At 37.6% G+C, this 16,733-nt stretch carries 14 protein-coding genes, 1 other RNA gene and 3 pseudogenes; 13 read left to right on the forward strand and 5 right to left on the reverse strand.

The window, feature by feature from the left end; all coding sequences use genetic code 11:
- Positions 1–3: 3 nt before the first annotated feature.
- Positions 4–615, reverse strand: a complete 612-nt coding sequence (gene recU, locus RGF10_RS08315) for a Holliday junction resolvase RecU (RefSeq protein ID WP_318508598.1) — start codon at positions 613–615, stop codon at positions 4–6.
- Positions 616–736: 121 nt separating this feature from the next.
- Between recU and RGF10_RS08320 the strand changes: the two genes are divergently transcribed.
- Positions 737–1,723 (forward strand): DUF2515 domain-containing protein, encoded by a 987-nt coding sequence (locus tag RGF10_RS08320; protein ID WP_318508599.1) that lies wholly within the window; start codon positions 737–739, stop codon positions 1,721–1,723.
- Positions 1,724–2,123: 400 nt separating this feature from the next.
- The gene (locus RGF10_RS08325) at positions 2,124–2,414 is read left to right on the forward strand and encodes a hypothetical protein (protein ID WP_318508600.1); all 291 of its coding nucleotides are present in this window, start codon (positions 2,124–2,126) and stop codon (positions 2,412–2,414) included.
- 193 nt (positions 2,415–2,607) lie between these two features.
- Here RGF10_RS08325 and RGF10_RS08330 read toward each other — a convergent pair whose 3' ends face one another.
- Entirely contained in the window at positions 2,608–2,820 is a 213-nt protein-coding gene (locus RGF10_RS08330; protein WP_318508601.1) for a YppF family protein, read from the reverse strand.
- 211 nt (positions 2,821–3,031) lie between these two features.
- On the opposite strand from RGF10_RS08330, the gene RGF10_RS08335 reads away from it, so the two are divergent.
- Positions 3,032–3,598: a YppG family protein gene (locus RGF10_RS08335; protein ID WP_318508602.1), complete on the forward strand. Its 567-nt coding sequence runs from the start codon at positions 3,032–3,034 to the stop codon at positions 3,596–3,598.
- Positions 3,599–3,940: 342 nt separating this feature from the next.
- Here the strand turns inward: RGF10_RS08335 and RGF10_RS08340 are convergent, their stop codons facing one another.
- A complete protein-coding gene (locus tag RGF10_RS08340; protein ID WP_318508603.1) occupies positions 3,941–4,246 on the reverse strand; it encodes an Hsp20/alpha crystallin family protein in 306 nt (101 codons plus the stop codon).
- Positions 4,243–4,401, reverse strand: a complete 159-nt coding sequence (locus RGF10_RS08345; RefSeq protein ID WP_318508604.1) for a hypothetical protein — start codon at positions 4,399–4,401, stop codon at positions 4,243–4,245. Before RGF10_RS08345 ends, RGF10_RS08340 begins: the two co-directional genes overlap by 4 nt.
- A gap of 229 nt (positions 4,402–4,630) precedes the next feature.
- Between RGF10_RS08345 and hcp the strand changes: the two genes are divergently transcribed.
- Positions 4,631–5,920, forward strand: coding sequence for a hydroxylamine reductase (gene hcp, locus RGF10_RS08350; protein ID WP_318508605.1), 1,290 nt, complete (start codon positions 4,631–4,633; stop codon positions 5,918–5,920).
- A 142-nt stretch (positions 5,921–6,062) separates the two neighbouring features.
- Here hcp and RGF10_RS08355 read toward each other — a convergent pair whose 3' ends face one another.
- Positions 6,063–6,755, reverse strand: coding sequence for a Crp/Fnr family transcriptional regulator (locus RGF10_RS08355; RefSeq protein WP_318508606.1), 693 nt, complete (start codon positions 6,753–6,755; stop codon positions 6,063–6,065).
- A gap of 199 nt (positions 6,756–6,954) precedes the next feature.
- Here RGF10_RS08355 and RGF10_RS08360 point away from each other — a divergent pair.
- The 9 genes and pseudogenes from RGF10_RS08360 to RGF10_RS08405 all read left to right on the forward strand — a co-directional run bounded on the left by RGF10_RS08360 (position 6,955) and on the right by RGF10_RS08405 (position 16,713).
- Positions 6,955–9,231 (forward strand): annotated as a pseudogene (locus tag RGF10_RS08360) (DEAD/DEAH box helicase).
- Between the two features lie 14 nt (positions 9,232–9,245).
- A pseudogene (locus RGF10_RS08370) lies at positions 9,246–10,512 on the forward strand (ribonuclease H-like domain-containing protein).
- A 432-nt stretch (positions 10,513–10,944) separates the two neighbouring features.
- The gene (locus RGF10_RS08375) at positions 10,945–11,247 is read left to right on the forward strand and encodes a CotD family spore coat protein (RefSeq protein ID WP_318509381.1); all 303 of its coding nucleotides are present in this window, start codon (positions 10,945–10,947) and stop codon (positions 11,245–11,247) included.
- Positions 11,248–11,383: 136 nt separating this feature from the next.
- Positions 11,384–11,938 (forward strand): SLOG family protein, encoded by a 555-nt coding sequence (locus RGF10_RS08380; protein WP_318508609.1) that lies wholly within the window; start codon positions 11,384–11,386, stop codon positions 11,936–11,938.
- A 197-nt stretch (positions 11,939–12,135) separates the two neighbouring features.
- Entirely contained in the window at positions 12,136–12,444 is a 309-nt protein-coding gene (gene gpsB, locus RGF10_RS08385; RefSeq protein ID WP_318509382.1) for a cell division regulator GpsB, read from the forward strand.
- Between the two features lie 80 nt (positions 12,445–12,524).
- Positions 12,525–12,923, forward strand: an RNA gene (gene rnpB, locus RGF10_RS08390) — RNase P RNA component class B.
- A gap of 113 nt (positions 12,924–13,036) precedes the next feature.
- Positions 13,037–14,179 (forward strand): THUMP domain-containing class I SAM-dependent RNA methyltransferase, encoded by a 1,143-nt coding sequence (locus RGF10_RS08395; RefSeq protein WP_318508610.1) that lies wholly within the window; start codon positions 13,037–13,039, stop codon positions 14,177–14,179.
- 63 nt (positions 14,180–14,242) lie between these two features.
- Positions 14,243–14,425: a hypothetical protein gene (locus RGF10_RS08400; protein WP_318508611.1), complete on the forward strand. Its 183-nt coding sequence runs from the start codon at positions 14,243–14,245 to the stop codon at positions 14,423–14,425.
- 365 nt (positions 14,426–14,790) lie between these two features.
- Positions 14,791–16,713: pseudogene (locus tag RGF10_RS08405) on the forward strand (ATP-dependent DNA helicase).
- Positions 16,714–16,733 lie beyond the last annotated feature (20 nt).

A 16,733-nucleotide genomic window follows, 5' to 3' on the forward strand; every position in this document is an offset into this window, starting at 1 on the left:
TAATTAGAAGGTATAAAGATAATCGATTATTTTTATATAGTCAATTCTCGGATTGTAGCTTAGTGGAATAAAATGGCTACCCTTTTCGATTTCTTCTAAAGTAATTGATTTTCTTCCACCGTTGACCATTCTATCCCAATAATGGAGAAGCTGGTCAGCTTGAAGAAGGTATACTTTTTCAATAGCCGAAAAACGCAAAATGACAAAGCAAATTCCACCATGTCCGAGAACTGCACTCATATGTTTGATTTGATGTTCATGAAAATTTTTTAATGGAAATGAAGTGAGAAACTTTGTTTCCTTTGCCTCAAAATCGATATACCTGCCTTTATATATTCCATTATAATCCGTTGTTGATGCTTGTTTAAAGTATGCTTCCTTAATCACTGCTGCACTTCTTTTTGGATAGTCCACATTGACAATTTGGACGGGTGTTGGTTTCTTATGAATGACGGCAATATTGTTTTCTAAATAATAGCGATTCGTCTCGTTGATATCATCCTCTAAAGTCATACCACGATTGCTATAGGATAGCTTCTTTTCTGTCTTGATGCTAGGTATGATTTGTTTTGTCTGTTGAATATAACGCCTTCCATTAGGATAATGAAAATTCATGTAAAATGCACCTCACAAACTAACTTCTATCATACCAAATATCGAATCATAATGGCTGAATAAAAAGAACTATTTGTCTAAAGCTAACCTTTATACGCAAGGAAGTTAGGGTGATGTGACGTTGACAATCTTAAATGAATCGATTACCAGTTACGTAATAACAAATGATGAATTAGTATGTATTCACAAGATAAAAAATGAAACCCAAAAAAATAATGTTGATAATATTTTGAGGACGAAAGCATATTTGGATTTCTTTTTACAGTATCCTGAAATTAAATGGACTTTTTTGGCTAGCATGGTTTCGCGCAATGGCGGTTGGAATATGTGCGATCTTGAAGGAAAATGGTTCCCTTTAGTACTACCAGAAAAGCTTAGAAATCTATTGTTTCTAACATACGAACGAGCAAACTGGTTAATTTTTAATGATGCTTATCCTCAAATGTTACTTTACCATTATTCGACGAAAATGGGACGACCAATGTTTCACCTTTTGCCTTTTTTTTATGTTTCATCTTTTATGGAGGACGAGTGGAAGCATTATTGGAGGCAGCGTGATGGGAAAAGATTAATTACATCATTAATCATTAATGAACAAAATGTCATTCAAACTCCTGTCATTGAACATCCGGTCTTTAGTAAAAAGGTTTTTCACTCATTTTCTTATTATTTTCAAGAATGGTTTCATTTCAGTTCGGTGTTGTTTCCTACGCTTGAGGGTGAGGTATTCGGTTCAGCAGTAAGTGGATTTACAAAGCTAGATAATCGGATTGATCTTGGTAAAAAGCTCGCTGATATTTTGTTTTTACCGGAGTTGTATCCTTTGTTTTTGAAATTTTCATTAGAACAGGAACACACTGGTTCAAGGCATGATTATGAAAAGTACTTCCGAATGAAGAAAGAAAAAACCACCCCGAATTTGCGAGATGTATTTCCTGTTATTACCCATCACATTCATAACCATAATGACTGGAGCAAGCAGCGGAAAATAAAGAAATCATGGTTTAAACATAACCGTAATAAAAGCTCCATCGTGTTAACCGATTGGTATGAAGAGAAGCAAAATCAAATGCATTCCTTAATTAAAGTTGGAGACCAATTACTATAGAAATATGGCCAAACAAAAAGCAAGGAATACAGGAATTCCTTGCTTTGATGAGCTTAAGTTGATGGACGGTCTGGTCCTTCTAGTTTTTTATTCCCATATCCTGGTTTTTTCTCTTCTAACTTTTTAGGTTGAACCTTATTTTGTTTTTCCTTGTTTTCCATCTCGTTTACACCTCCGATTTTATTTTGTTCTATATCACCGAGTTCCATTCTTAAAAGTAATCTAAATTTGTCGGAAAAAAGTTTAATAAAAAATGAAATCCTTCTATCTTTGCCGAATTCCTTCTAGTTTTGTCTAGAGTGAAGGATGAGAGTAAGAAACATCGAATTACATTTACAGTAAGGAAGAAAAGTGTGGTCGATTGTTACTCAGGATTTCAGATTATGAGGAGGTATGTTAAATGAAAGAACCTATCATTATTAAAAATGAACTTTTAACACGATTGAACAAGATTTATGATCAATTGGAAAAATTAGAAGCTGTTCTCCATTCCTCCTTTACCCACCAACAAGAATATGTCCGTAGTGTGCAAGATGATCGTGTAATGCATTGCTCAAGTAGATTAACTACTATAGAAACTGAACTTGACAAGCAACAAGAAGAGAAAAGTGGGAGAAGACAATGTGTATCAAGCCAACATAATAAAATCCGAACTGGAATTCAACTAGAGTTTGGTTTGAAAAGTATGTAATTTATATGAAATTTTGAGTAGCTATATTTAGCTACTTTTTATTTTGTTTTATGAGGCATTGAGGAGAAATAATTGAAGTTCAAAAAATATGAAAGGTGCCCAATTGGGCACCCGCTTTAGTATAAATTCTAATTCTGTAAGGTTAGGATGATCTAATGTAAGAAGTCTACTGTGCATGATGCTTGAACTCAATTTAGATTGAATTCTCGATGAGGGAATGATCTATGTTGTCAAAAGGAAATTCGGCACCTAAAGACTCAAGCTCACGAACAAGGTTACGGTATTCAATAATGGAAATTTCATTTTGAATATAAACTCTCTTAGCAAAATCTAACAGTTCATTAACATCTTCTGTTTCATACTTCCGCAATTGGGAAAATTTTACTTTAAGTTCGTGAACGTGCATATAAATTCCTCCTTCGTCGTTTTTACTATCGTAACATGGAAAAGTCTATTTTCACCATTTTTCAAATATTGAGATTTCAGACAATATTCTTCAACGTTAGACAAAATGCCTCTTTGTTGAAAAAATCTAAAAATTATCGTAAATGTAAACATTTTCATTCTCACCATTTATGAATGATATACATAAAATGTCGTAGTGAAATTTGAGGAGGATGTTCGCCCATGTTTGGTCGAAAAAAAGAAATGCCTATTTTTTTTACCCGCCTGGGGGAAACCAACCAGAAGGCTACATGTACCCGTATTTTGAAGAATATCCAATAAGGCAGCAACCATCAACTCTATATTCATTCCCATACCCAGCAACTCAAGGTACGCAAAATTGGTATAATCACCCCATTTCCTATCCAATGCCTATGAACCCGTATCCAAACACAATCCAAAATAATATCAGTAGTAATAATGCATATGCAGGACATCCATATATGATGAATCAGGGATTAACCCAGACAGTCCTACAGAATCCGCTTCAGCCAAATGATGAGCCGTATCAGCCTTATTATCAGCAGCCAATGACGCCAAATATAAGCATGAATCAATATCCCAATCATGCACTTATTCCAAAGCAATCAGGCGGTATGGGTTCAATTATGAATTCATTTAAGTCCCAGGATGGATCGATGGATATTACCAAGATGGTAAATACGGCTGGTCAAATGATGAGTGCAATAACACAGGTCAAATCGATGGTACAGGGACTTGGTGGAATATTAAAGGTGTAAAAAACGTTTTGATTTTGGAATTTGTGATTGTCATAATTTCTTTAGCTCTGTTTTAAATTAGACGCTTTTGTCGAAAAGTTTTTACTTGTATATAGAAAGTAATGAAATGAAAAAGAGGCTGACATATAATGGTTAGCCTCTTTTTCATAAATTCAAAGAAAGTATGAAATTTTGATGGGTGACGAGCGTAAGGCGCCATCGGCTCGAGGTCACAAGCATGTCTAGCTTCAGCGGCTAGGGGCTCGGGGTCATAAGCCAATCCAGCCAGAAGGTCAAAAGCAACCTTCCGTCTGGCTCGTCTTGTGCTTGTCGCCGATAAACGGGCGCCTTGCGCTTTTCCATTTAATCTTGATCAATAATGACTTTTTTTCCTCTTTTTTTAGGTATTCGTATTTGTAATAGTCCGTTAGTATAAGTTGCTTTTACTACCTGTTCATTAATAGGAAACGGTAGTGCGACTGTTCTACTGGAACGAGATAAAGACTGTCTTCTTCGAAGGGTTTTTCGACTTTCATCCTGTTCCGTTATCTCTTCAGAGTGATTAACCGTAATCGTTACTGAATTCCCCAATACATCTATTCCAATTTGCTCACGATTAACTCCTGGTAGTTCAGCGATGATAAGATGCTCTTGTTCATTTTCTGTCATTTCAAGTGCGAAAGATGAATGGGGAAAGGGGTTCTGAAAAATTCATCAATTGACTGAAGAATACCTTTTCTTTCTTGGAAAAATTGATTCATTTGTCTAATAATATCTCCGAATCGTTCATTGTTGTTGTGATCAATCGGATGTTTGGTAGACATGGTTTCTAGGCTCCTCTCATGTAAACATTTTCATGCAGTAGAAATAAGCATTTCTTTATACTTTGCTACCATTTTATGCATTTAACCTAAACGTGGTTCACCTTAGCTGGCATGGACTAATTTTGAACGTTTTTTGACTATTCGTTTAAGTGTGATTGAAATCACACTACTTTTTTCCAATCCCTAGTATGCTGAAAAGGTAAATATAGTTCGAAGGTGAGGAATATAAATGTTTTGTTACCAATGTGAACAAACTCCAACTGGCGGATGTACAGTTGTCGGAGTTTGCGGCAAGGATGAAACAATTGCAAGTTTACAAGATACGATTATTTTTGGATTAAAAGGAATTGCTGCTTATCGCACTCACGCAAATCAACTTGGTTATACAGATGCATTCGTTGATAAAACAACTCAAGAAGCATTATACATGACTTTAACAAACTCAAACTTCAACGTTCAAGAACACATCAATATGGCGATGCAGGTTGGTCAAGCAGCTGTTCGTATGATGGAAGTGTTGGATGAAGCACATACAAACCGTCTTGGAATTCCACAACCAATCCGTGTTTCACAAAACAAAATTGAAGGAAAAGCAATTGTTGTAACTGGCCACAATCTTTTTGCTCTTGAAGAATTATTAAAGCAAACAGAAGGTAAAGGCATCAATATTTATACTCACTCAGAAATGCTACCGGCACACGGATATCCAGCATTGAAAAAATACAGCCACTTAAAAGGAAATATTGGTAAAGCATGGTATGATCAACGCCGCTTATTTGAAAAGTTTAATGGTGCAATTTTAGCAACTACAAACTGTGTAATGCCAATTAAGGGATCTTATGCTGACCGTATGTTCTCATACGAAGTGGCAGGATTAGAAAACGTAGAAAAAATCGTAAACGATGATTTCTCACCACTAATTAACCGCGCATTAGAATTACCAGAGGCTAATATTGAGTCTGATGAAACATTATTAACTGGTTTCCACCATGAAACAGTTCTTGGCTTAGCTCCTGAAGTAATTGCTGCAGTTAAAGAAGGAAAAATTAAACGTTTCTTCGTTATTGCTGGTTGTGATGCACCAGGTAAAGGCGGAGATTACTATCGTGAATTAGCAACATCTTTACCACCAGAAACTGTTATTTTAACGACTTCCTGTGGTAAGTTCCGTTTCAACGATGTTGACTACGGAACTGTTCCAGGTACAGAAATTCCACGTTACATCGACTTAGGACAATGTAACAACTCAGGTTCAACTGTTAAGATTGCTCTTGCATTAGCAGACGCATTTGGCTGTTCTGTAAATGAGCTACCAGTAAGTATTGTATTATCTTGGTTTGAACAAAAGGCTGTAGCGATTCTATTAGGATTATTCAGCTTAGGAATTCAAGATATCCGCATTGGGCCTAAGCCACCAGAATTCATTTCTGAAGGTGTGTTAAATGTACTTGTTGATACATTTAACTTGAAGTTAATTGGCAATGCTCAAGAAGACATGGAAGCAATGCTTAACGCTTAATTCAATATATTTTCAAGTTTTTAAACAACCGCGCTGACCTCTCTGCGGTTGTTTTTTTTTGGCTCTATTAAATTTGTCTGTTGATTTCCGCTTTAATTAAACCATAAAAAAACACTAGCGTTTGGTCGCTAGTGTTTGCTTTTTAAAATATTTCATCTAATAGAGCATCTGTATCTAGTATCATGTCTCCATTTTCGGTTACTTCGATTAATCCTTCTTTTTTCATTTTTGTTAGGGTACGGCTAACTGTTTCTCTTGTTGTGCCTATCATATTTGCAAGGTCTTTATTTGTAAATTCTGATTTAAGTAATACGGTACCGTCCTCAAGCTCTGTTCCGTAATTATCGGAAAGACGGACGAGCAATTTAATAATTTGTTCATACGTATTGTTCAATATCTGTTCTTCAAGCCGATTTTGAAGGTCGATTATTTTTTCACCTAGAACTTTAAAAACCTTAATGCATAAATGTGGATTATCAATTAGCACTTTTTCAAAATGATCAATCGGAACGACAACAAGCTTGGCATTATCGATAATTTCAGCAAACGCTGGATATTCTCCCTTTCGGAAAAAGCCGACATGAGGAAACATATCGCCTGCTTTAGCAATCGATACAATCTGTTCTCTCCCGCTAGAATCACTTTTATAAATCTTTACTTTGCCTTCGGAAATAAAATAAACATTCGTAAGCGGGTCACCCTGTAAAAAAACGTGGCTATTTTTCTTTAAATCACGTGCAATCGATATTTCTACAATTTTGAAGATTTCTTGGTCATCTAAATCTCTAAAAAGAGAGAATTGGGATAGGACAGATTTAATTTGTTCTTTTCTCATAAAAAGCACCTCAGTAATGAAACCTTTTCTCATTTTTATTTTAACAAATAAAAATGAGAAGTCATCATTTTTAAATAAAAAACAATTTGATTCTATGTTGTCCTCGATGTTTGGTTGAAACTGGATTAAAGAAAAGTTTTGTTGTTCTCTTTTTTTGCGAACGTTTATTCGATAAAATAAAGATATCGAGGTGAGTTCGTTGAAAGTGAGAAAAAATCTACAAGATTTCATATCTCTATTAAATGAAAAACAAGAATTTAAAAATAATATTGAACACTGGCATACGATTGAAGCAAAAGACGCAAAGACTGTACCGTTTCCAGTAAGCCTTAAATCAGAATTAATCCGTGCACTCGAACAACGGGGCATTAACCAATTATATACGCACCAGGGGTCTGCTTATGAAGCCGTTATGAATAAGAAAAGTATCGTTGCCGTTACGCCAACGGCTTCAGGCAAAACATTATGCTACAATCTCCCTGTGCTGCAAACATTATTAGATGAACCTGGGACAAGAGCGCTGTATATGTTTCCGACAAAAGCACTAGCACAGGACCAAAAAAGCGAGCTTAATGAATTAATCCAGGATGGTGATTTGGATCTAAATTGTTACACCTATGATGGAGATACAGCAGCAAACATTCGTCAAAAGGTTCGACGTGCTGGTCATATTGTCATCACCAATCCCGATATGCTGCATTCTGCGATACTTCCCCATCATACGAAATGGGTGTCACTTTTTGAGAATCTGAAATATATCGTCATTGATGAACTGCATATTTATCGTGGTGTGTTCGGCAGTCATGTCGCTAATGTGTTAAGAAGATTACGTCGGATTTGTCAATATTATGGGAGTGATCCAGTTTTTATTTGTACGTCCGCAACGATTGCGAATCCATTGGAATTGGCTGAGCGATTAACTGAGAAAAAGATGACGTTGATTGATAATAACGGGGCTCCAAGCGGCCGAAAGCATTTTCTTTTTATAATCCACCGGTTGTGAACAAGCCGCTGAATATTAGAAGAAGTGCCACACTTGAGGCAAGAAGGCTTGCCTGGGAATTGTTAAAGAATAAAATTCAAACGATTGTGTTCGCAAGAAGTCGAGTCCGTGTGGAAATTATACTAACCTATTTAAAAGAGCTCGTTAAATATCAATTAGGGCCAAAGTCAATTAGAGGCTACCGTGGTGGATATTTGCCAACAGAGAGGCGTGAAATTGAAAAGGGACTGCGTAATGGGGACATATATGGTGTTGTCAGTACGAATGCACTCGAGCTTGGCGTTGATATCGGGCAGCTTCAGGTTTGTATTATGACGGGATACCCAGGGTCTATCGCAAGTGCCTGGCAGCAAGCAGGAAGGGCTGGTCGACGCCACGATGAGTCTTTAGTTATTTTAGTAGCAAGCTCAAGTCCGTTAGATCAGTACGTAATCGGACACCCTGATTATTTCTTTGAAAGAAGCCCGGAGACAGCTCGAATCAATCCAGATAATTTAATTATTTTAATTGACCACATGAAATGTGCCGCCTATGAGCTCCCCTTTAAACAAGGAGATTCTTTTGGAACAGTTGAAACAGAAGAGTTGCTCGAATATTTGACTGAAGAAAGAGTTCTATATCAAAACGGTGATAAATGGTATTGGATGAATGACTCTTTCCCAGCCCATAACATAAGCCTTAGATCTGCTTCTCAGGAAAACATTGTGATTATCGATCAAACAGAAGTAGGGAAGGCAAGGGTAATTGGAGAAATGGACAGATTTTCAGCGATGACATTGCTCCATGAGGAGGCAATCTACTTACATCAGGGGAGTCAATTTCAGGTAGAAACTTTAGACTGGGATGAAAAAAAAGCCTATGTTCGCGAGGTAGATGTTGATTATTTTACAGATGCCAATTTAGCTGTTTCGTTAAAGGTATTAGATATAGATAAAGAACGTACCTGGAAATGCATGGCAGCTAGGTTACGGAGATGTCAGCGTAAATGCGATGGCGACGATATTTAAAAAAATAAAATTTGAAACTCATGAAAATATCGGATCAGGGCCGATTCATCTTCCAGAGGAAGAATTGCATACAAGTGCAGCATGGCTGTCGCTTTCGAAAGAGCTAAGCCAATTAAGTGAGGAGCGACTCGAGCAAGGCTTAATTGGTACTGCTCATGCACTAAAATCCATTGTTCCCTTATTTGTTATGTGTGACCCTCAAGATGTCCATGTCGTCCCGCAGGTAAAGGCAGCGCATAATGAAAAACCAACGATTTTCTTTTATGATCGGTATCCAGGTGGAATTGGCTTAAGTGAAAAAATATATAGTGGAATCGAAATGGTTTTATCAGAGACACAAACGATGATTAAGAGATGTCATTGTGAGCATGGGTGCCCGTCTTGTATTGGAACGGATACACAATCATTGTCAACCAAAAGTGATGTATTGAAAATTTTGCGGCTCTTTTTATCTGAATCAGTTTAGTGGGAGGATAGGCTATGTCACTAAAAAAGAAATTAAATCGCCTCAAGCCGCATTTAAGTGTAAACGGTAATAGTAATAAAAAAGAAGAACCGCCAACGGAAGGATCGGTTGAGATTCCTTTCCTTGAGGAATGGAGCAGAGCAGGAGTAGAACCTTATTATTTTGATCAGCAATACTGTTTGATTCGTGAGGTCACTTACCCTTTAAGCTATCAACATGGCAAATATCAATTTCGGGAATTATTGAATATTATTAAGCTTTGGAACGAAATGGATGTACAGCATCCCTTATCTGCAGCAGGTCACAAACCTGGAAGAATTATTTTTCTTTGATACAGAAACAACGGGTTTAGGCGGAGGAACTGGAAATACAATCTTTTTACTTGGACACGCCAAAGTGTCGGAATCTCATGTCACGGTAAAACAGCACATTCTCCCCAATCCAGGTGCTGAAATCCCGCTATATCAAAGCTTTTTAGAGAGTGTCGATTATAAAACGCTTGTGACCTATAATGGTAAAGCCTTTGATTGGCCCCAAGTTAAGACGAGGCACACGCTCATTCGTGAGCACGTGCCAAAGCTTCCGGCCTTTGGTCATTTTGATTTATTTCATGCAGCAAGGAGAATGTGGAAGCACCGATTGGAGAGGCTGAAACTTTCAATTGTTGAAAAAGAGGTACTAGAATTTGAGCGAAAAGATGATATTCCGGGATTTTTAGCACCGATGATATATTTCGACTTTGTTGAAAGACACAACCCAGAAGGTCTATTAGGGGTCATCAAACACAATGAAATGGATATATTATCATTAATTACTTTATATATTCACCTTTCTTATCAGTTGCTAAGGCTTGATGAGCACCAAACCGTAACAGAAACTTATGAAGTAGGGCGGTGGTATGCTGCTCTGGGCCATTCTGCACAAGCAAAAGAGACATTTACCAAACTGCTTCATCATGAAACAAACAAGGAATCTATTAAGACGATGCATGCATTAGCGCTTGAATTCAAAAAAGAAAAAGAATGGACTAAGGCGGCAGAGCTTTGGGAAAGGGTAGCGGCTGGGGAAGCATCAGCATTGAAAGCTTCGGCCTGTATTGAGTTAGCTAAGATTTATGAGCACCGGTTGCGAAACCTCGAGTTAGCTATAACATACTGCGAGCAAGCTCTAGTTGAGATTAGTGAAACTAGAAGTGATAAGAATGAGGGTAACTTATTAGAAATCGAGAAACGCTTGCTACGATTGACCCAAAAACGAGCGAAAGAAAACCGAACTTTATAACCAAAGTTCCACTCCTTTTTGTAACAAAAAATTCATAAAATTAATCCTAATTACCATATTGTAAGATGATGTTTACCGTTGTAAAATGTAGTCTTGTATGGAATTGTTCCATTGAAAATCTTTTTGGAGCTGGTAAAGTGTATAAAGCGGTTTTATTTTTGTTTTTTGCTGTTGTTTGCTTAACTGCCATTTTGTTTACAAGTTTGAAAGACAGTTTTTATAGTATGCTCTAATATCTAGACATAAAGAATTTGATTAGGTCTTTCTCAATGGTCTTTACTATTGGGATTTTAGAAAGTTTTTAGCCTAATCTTTTATAAATAGGTATTTTCATTAGTACAAGATACCCTCCTTTGACATAGGCTATTAATGTAAAGAGAGTCAAAAGAGAAAGGAGGATCTTGTATGCATCCTATGCACCCTATGCACCCTATGCACTGTCAATGTCCAACATGTGTGTTACCTGCAATTGTCCATCCAACTAAATGTTGTGTAAATCATACTTGTCAAAACTATGTGGTACCACACATTCATCCACAACATACAACTACTGTTAATCATGAGTTCTTTGCACATCAACATTATTACCCACAAACTCAATCAGTAGTGAATGAGGTTACTCACCAACATTTCAATGCTGGTCCTGGCCCAGTTCCTGGAGGATTCCCTGGCCCGTTCCCTGGAGCAGCTCCTGGGGATTTCCTGGCCCTAGACCATTCTTTCGATAATAACTGATTAAAAACAAGGGCTTCACATACAAGAAGCCCTTGTTTTGTTTCGTTTTCTAGCCTAAAATGAAATAAATATCATTTAGCATGCATACATATGGCATAGATATTCAAAAGTAGAAGAAAAAGGAGATATAATACGAGTGGTAAAGGTTGCTGCAGTATCTGGCTATAAACCGTTTGAGTTGGGTCTTTTTCAGCACAACCATCCTTCTATAGGTTTTATTAAATTAGCTCTGCGAAAGCACCTTATTCAGCTTTTGGATGAAGGTCTTGAGTGGGTCATTATTAGTGGACAGCTTGGTGCAGAGCTTTGGGCGGCTGAAGTGGTCTTTGACCTGCAGCTCGAATATCCAGCACTCCAGCTCGGAGTGATAACTCCTTTTTTAAACCAAGAAGAAAGCTGGAATGAACAAAATAAGGAATTATACGAATCTGTTATCGTTCAAGCAGATTTTGTTGATTCGATTACCAAAAAAAATTATAAAGGACCATGGCAATTTCGCTTGAAGAATCAGTTTTTTATTGAAAAGAGCGATGCGCTTATTCTATTTTACGATCAAGAAAAAGAGGGCGGACCTAAATATTTATTCGAAGCAGCTCAGAAATATAAAGAAACACATGACTATGATGTTCATTTAATTGGATTTTATGATTTACAAATACTCGTTGAAGAAACCCAACAGGATCAATTTTAAATATTTGTGAATGAATGTTGTTTGATTATTGGGCAATCTGTTGATTGGAGCGGAAGGTGCGAGACTCCCCGCGGAAAGCGAGCACCTGGAGCGGAAATCAACAGGTGAAGTAGGCTAATAATCAAAGAAAAATTGACAAAACTACATATTTTTGGAACAATATAATGTGATGATAGGGGATACTTGAGGTGAATGCTATGCTGTCAGATAAATTTAAATTAACGGCTAAAGATATTCTTGAAAAAGAATTCAAAACATCGATGCGTGGATATAAACAAGAAGACGTCGATAAATATTTAGATCTGATCATAAAAGATTATGAAGCCTTCCATCAGGAAATTGATGAGCTTCAACAGGAAATACTACGTTTGAAGAAACAATTAGAGGATTCCTCTCGCCGTCAACCTACTCAGCCGCAGGCTGCTGTAGGGACAACGAACTTTGATATTTTAAAGAGATTATCCAACTTAGAAAAGCATGTATTTGGGAGCAAATTATACGATTAAGGAATTCTACCAGAATTTCATGTAAATACCATTGCGATTTGTAATCAGATTACATATAATGAATATTGTCTTCTTTAATAGCGTTCGGGTAATCGCTGCAAGGAGCGCATGCAACTTGTAGAGGAAAGTCCATGCTCGCACGAGCTGAGATGCTCGTAGTGTTCGTGCCTAGCCAATAAATAAGCTAGGGCAGCTGAAGTTAAATTCGGCTGACGGCCGGGAAAATGCCTAAGTCCGTTAAGGATATGGCATGAATACCTATAAAAGTGCCACAGTGACGTAGCCTCGACAGAAATGGAGAGGGTGGAACGGGTAAACCCCACGAGCGAGAAACCCAAATAATGGTAGGGGCACTTTCTCTGAGGAATTCAACAAGGAGAAGGACAGATTGTAACTCAATCTGTAGATAGATGATTACCACCGGAGTACGAGACTTAGGGTCGTTTGCAGTACGATGGAACAGAACATGGCTTACAGAACGTTATTAAAGGCAATGTATGAGTGTAATGGATAGTTAGCTCTCCTTTTATGGAGAGCTTTTCTTGTTTATAATAATAATGAACGTAAAAGCTGGAATAAGTAGGGTGAAAATATGACAAAATTTGATTTGATTGCGACTTCAGCAATGGGTCTTGAATCCTTGGTGGCAAAGGAAGTCCGTGATTTGGGTTATGAATGTACCGTTGAGAACGGTAGGATTGCTTTCAAAGGGGATGGACTGGCAATCGCCCGGAGTAATCTCTGGTTGAGGACTGCGGACCGTGTTAAAATTAAAGTCGGTGAATTTCGAGCCACCACTTTTGATGAACTGTTTGAACGAACGAAGGTACTTCCATGGGAACAATTCTTACCAGAAGACGCTGAGTTTCCAGTCTCAGGGAAATCAGTTAAATCAAAATTGTTTAGTGTATCTGATTGTCAAGCTATTGTAAAAAAAGCAATAGTTGACCGGATGCAACGCCATTATAAGCGAACAACATGGTTTGAAGAAAATGGACCAAAGTTCAAAATTGAAGTGGCCCTATTAAAGGACATTGCGACGATAACAATCGATACTAGTGGAGTTGGTTTACATAAGCGTGGATATCGAGCCGACCAAGGTGAGGCGCCTCTTAAAGAAACATTAGCAGCGGCACTAGTCATGCTGACTAATTGGACACCAGATCGTCCGTTCATCGATCCATTTTGTGGCTCTGGAACGATTCCGATTGAGGCTGCGTTAATTGGTCAAAATATTGCACCAGGCTTTAATCGTGAGTTTATTTCCGAGGAGTGGCCAATTATTTCTGCTTCAAGCTGGGATCAAGCTCGCAATGAAGCTGAGGATTTAGCGAAATACGATCAACCATTAGACATAACTGGATCAGATATTGACCATAGAATGGTGAAAATCGCCGAAGAGAATGCTTTTGAAGCAGGGTTAGGAGATCTTGTAAGCTTTAAACAAATGCGAGTACAAGATTTGACAGTAAAACAGGACTATGGTGTCATAATCGGCAATCCGCCATATGGTGAACGGCTTGGCGAGAAGTCAGCGGTAGAAAAGATGTATCGAGAAATGGGACAAGTTTTGACGAAATTAGATACATGGTCTATTTATATATTAACTTCTCATCCCGAATTTGAGGCTCTTTTTGGAAAACCTGCAACGAAGAAACGAAAGCTATTTAATGGTTTTATCCGAACAGATTATTACCAGTATTGGGGCAAAAGGCAACCAAGGAATAAAGAATAGGAATAATTCCCTCTGTAAAGAATAAATTATTATTATATATTTTTATTTACAGGGGGTAAAATAATGTACGCATTCCAATTGGATTTTAATAAAATTGCCCAAGCCTTAGAACTTACTAAAGAAACAATAAAAGGGGAAGATACGGTTTCTCCTTCCGTTCTGCATGAGATGGAAATAGCACAAAAGCAATTACAAGACGCATTATACTATAACGTTTCACGGTCAAACCATGCCTACTATTATTAAATAGCGGCTTTTCTGGTAGTCGATAACGTTCACTCGTTTATCGTGCCCTTGCTAGTGGTAATTTGCGATTGTCGGTAACGATAGCTCGCTTATCGTTACCATGCAAGAGGTATTTTGCGGTAGTCGGTAACGATAGATCGTTTATCGTGCCCTTGTGAGAGGTATTTTTCGGTAGTCGGTAACGATAGCCCGTTTATCGTGCCCATGCGAGAGGTAATTTGCGATTGACGGTAACGATAGCACGTTTACCGTTTTTGGAAAACTTTGTTGGTTTGAATTAATTTTACTATAATCATAATGATTAGACTTAAGGGACTGGTTCTTAAGAGGCCAGCTCCCTATTTTCTTTTTTGATGGAGGATATAATGCAAAAGAGCTTACCATTTACGCTAACGAAAACAGAATCCTTCTATGATCGATTGAATGACTGGATTGGTGATGTTTTTTATGATTTCCTGCCCGAAGCAGGCTTTGAATTAAGAGATGAACAGATATTTATGGCTTTTCAACTCGAAAAGGCTTTTAAAGAAAAAAAGTGATGTTTGCAGAAGCGGGAGTAGGGACTGGAAAGACAATTGTCTATCTTCTTTACGCACTTTGTTATGCAAGATATACAAACAAACCAGCGATTATTGCCTGTGCCGATGAAACATTAATCGAGCAGATTGTAAAAAAAGAGGGAGATATTGCCAAGCTTGAAGAATCACTTGGACTAACGGTTGATGTACGATTAGCAAAATCACGAGACCAGTATTTGTGTTTAAATAAGCTGGAAGACTCTATGCTTCATGATCCATCCGATACATATAGTGGAATTTTTCAATCTCTCCCACCATTTGTTCATAGTGGAGCATCGCTTCAATCCTTTAGCCCTTATGGAGACCGAAAAGACCATCCTGAATTGACGGATGAACAGTGGAATGAAATTTCTTGGGATTCACTTCAGGATTGTTTTTCATGTGAGAAACGCCATCGCTGTGGTCAAACACTCCATCGGGATTTTTATCGAGGTGGGGGAGACCTGATTATTTGTTCACAGGACTTCTATATGGAGCATGTTTGGACAAAGGAATCAAGAAAACGGGAAGGTCAGTTGCCGCTTCTTCCTGATCCGTGCTGTGTTGTGTTTGACGAAGGTCATTTACTGGAATATGCCTGTCAAAAAGCCTTAACCTATAAACTTACAGAGAAGACTCTCGAAACACTACTTGAGAAAATTGCTGGGAACGATATTCGTGAGAAAACGTTGTATATTATTGAGTCGGCCATCTTATATAGCCAAGATTTCTTCAATAGTCTCACTAAATTTTCAAAGGAAACTATTGGTTCAGAGAAAAAGACGATTATTAAATCGAATGAAGTAGTGCAGGTAGGAACTAAGCTGCTGGACACGTTAAGAAAATTAGAAGAGGAGTTAGTCTTTGAAAGTGAGTTATTTGTTATAAATGACTACGATTTAAAAATCGTTGAGGAATATTTGGACCAAATAACCTACTCATTAAGTTTATTTCTTGGTAAGACCAATGGTATTACTTGGTTTGAAGAAAATGACACGGAACGAAGACTTGTTATTATGCCTCGGTTAGTAAAGGATATTATGAAGGAAGAGGTCTTTTCACAAGCAAAGCCGTTTATCTTCTCTTCTGCTACACTATCTGAAAATAAATCGTTTGATTACATTGCTAACAGCCTTGGAATTAAGGATTACTTATCTTTTTCTGTGGCGTCGCCATTTGATTACGATGAAAATATGTCCATTTTTATGCCTCGATTTGAGAAGTTTAATTTAGAAGCTAAATCATCCTATGTATTAGAACAACTAAGAATAGCCAAGGAAGGTTCGCTAGTCCTGTTCTCTAATAAGGCTGAGCTTTATTTTTTTAAAGAATATATAAAAGGAAAATTGGATGTTCCGATTTACTTTGAAGGTGATGCTGAAATCAGTACACTTGTGTCACAATTTCAAAATGAACCAAGTTCGGTCCTTTGCGCTGTCCATTTATGGGAAGGGTTAGATATTCCTGGAGAAGCTCTTGGGAACGTAATCCTCTTCTCTTTGCCATTTCCTCCTGGTTGATCCGGTGTTTACTGCAAAACGTGAGGAGACGGAAGATCCATTTAACGAGGTCGACCTTCCGTATATGCTACTCAGACTAAGACAGGGTGTCGGAAGATTAGTTCGGACAAGCACGGATAGGGGTACTGTTCATATTTTAATTGATGAAGATTTAGATCCCGTAATTGTCGCTAAAATTGAGGGAGTTTTACCGACCGCTATCAGTAAATAAGGATGAAAAAAGCACAGTAT

The sequence above is a fragment of the Bacillus sp. T3 genome, from assembly GCF_033449965.1.
Lineage (GTDB): Bacteria > Bacillota > Bacilli > Bacillales > Cytobacillaceae > Bacillus_BU.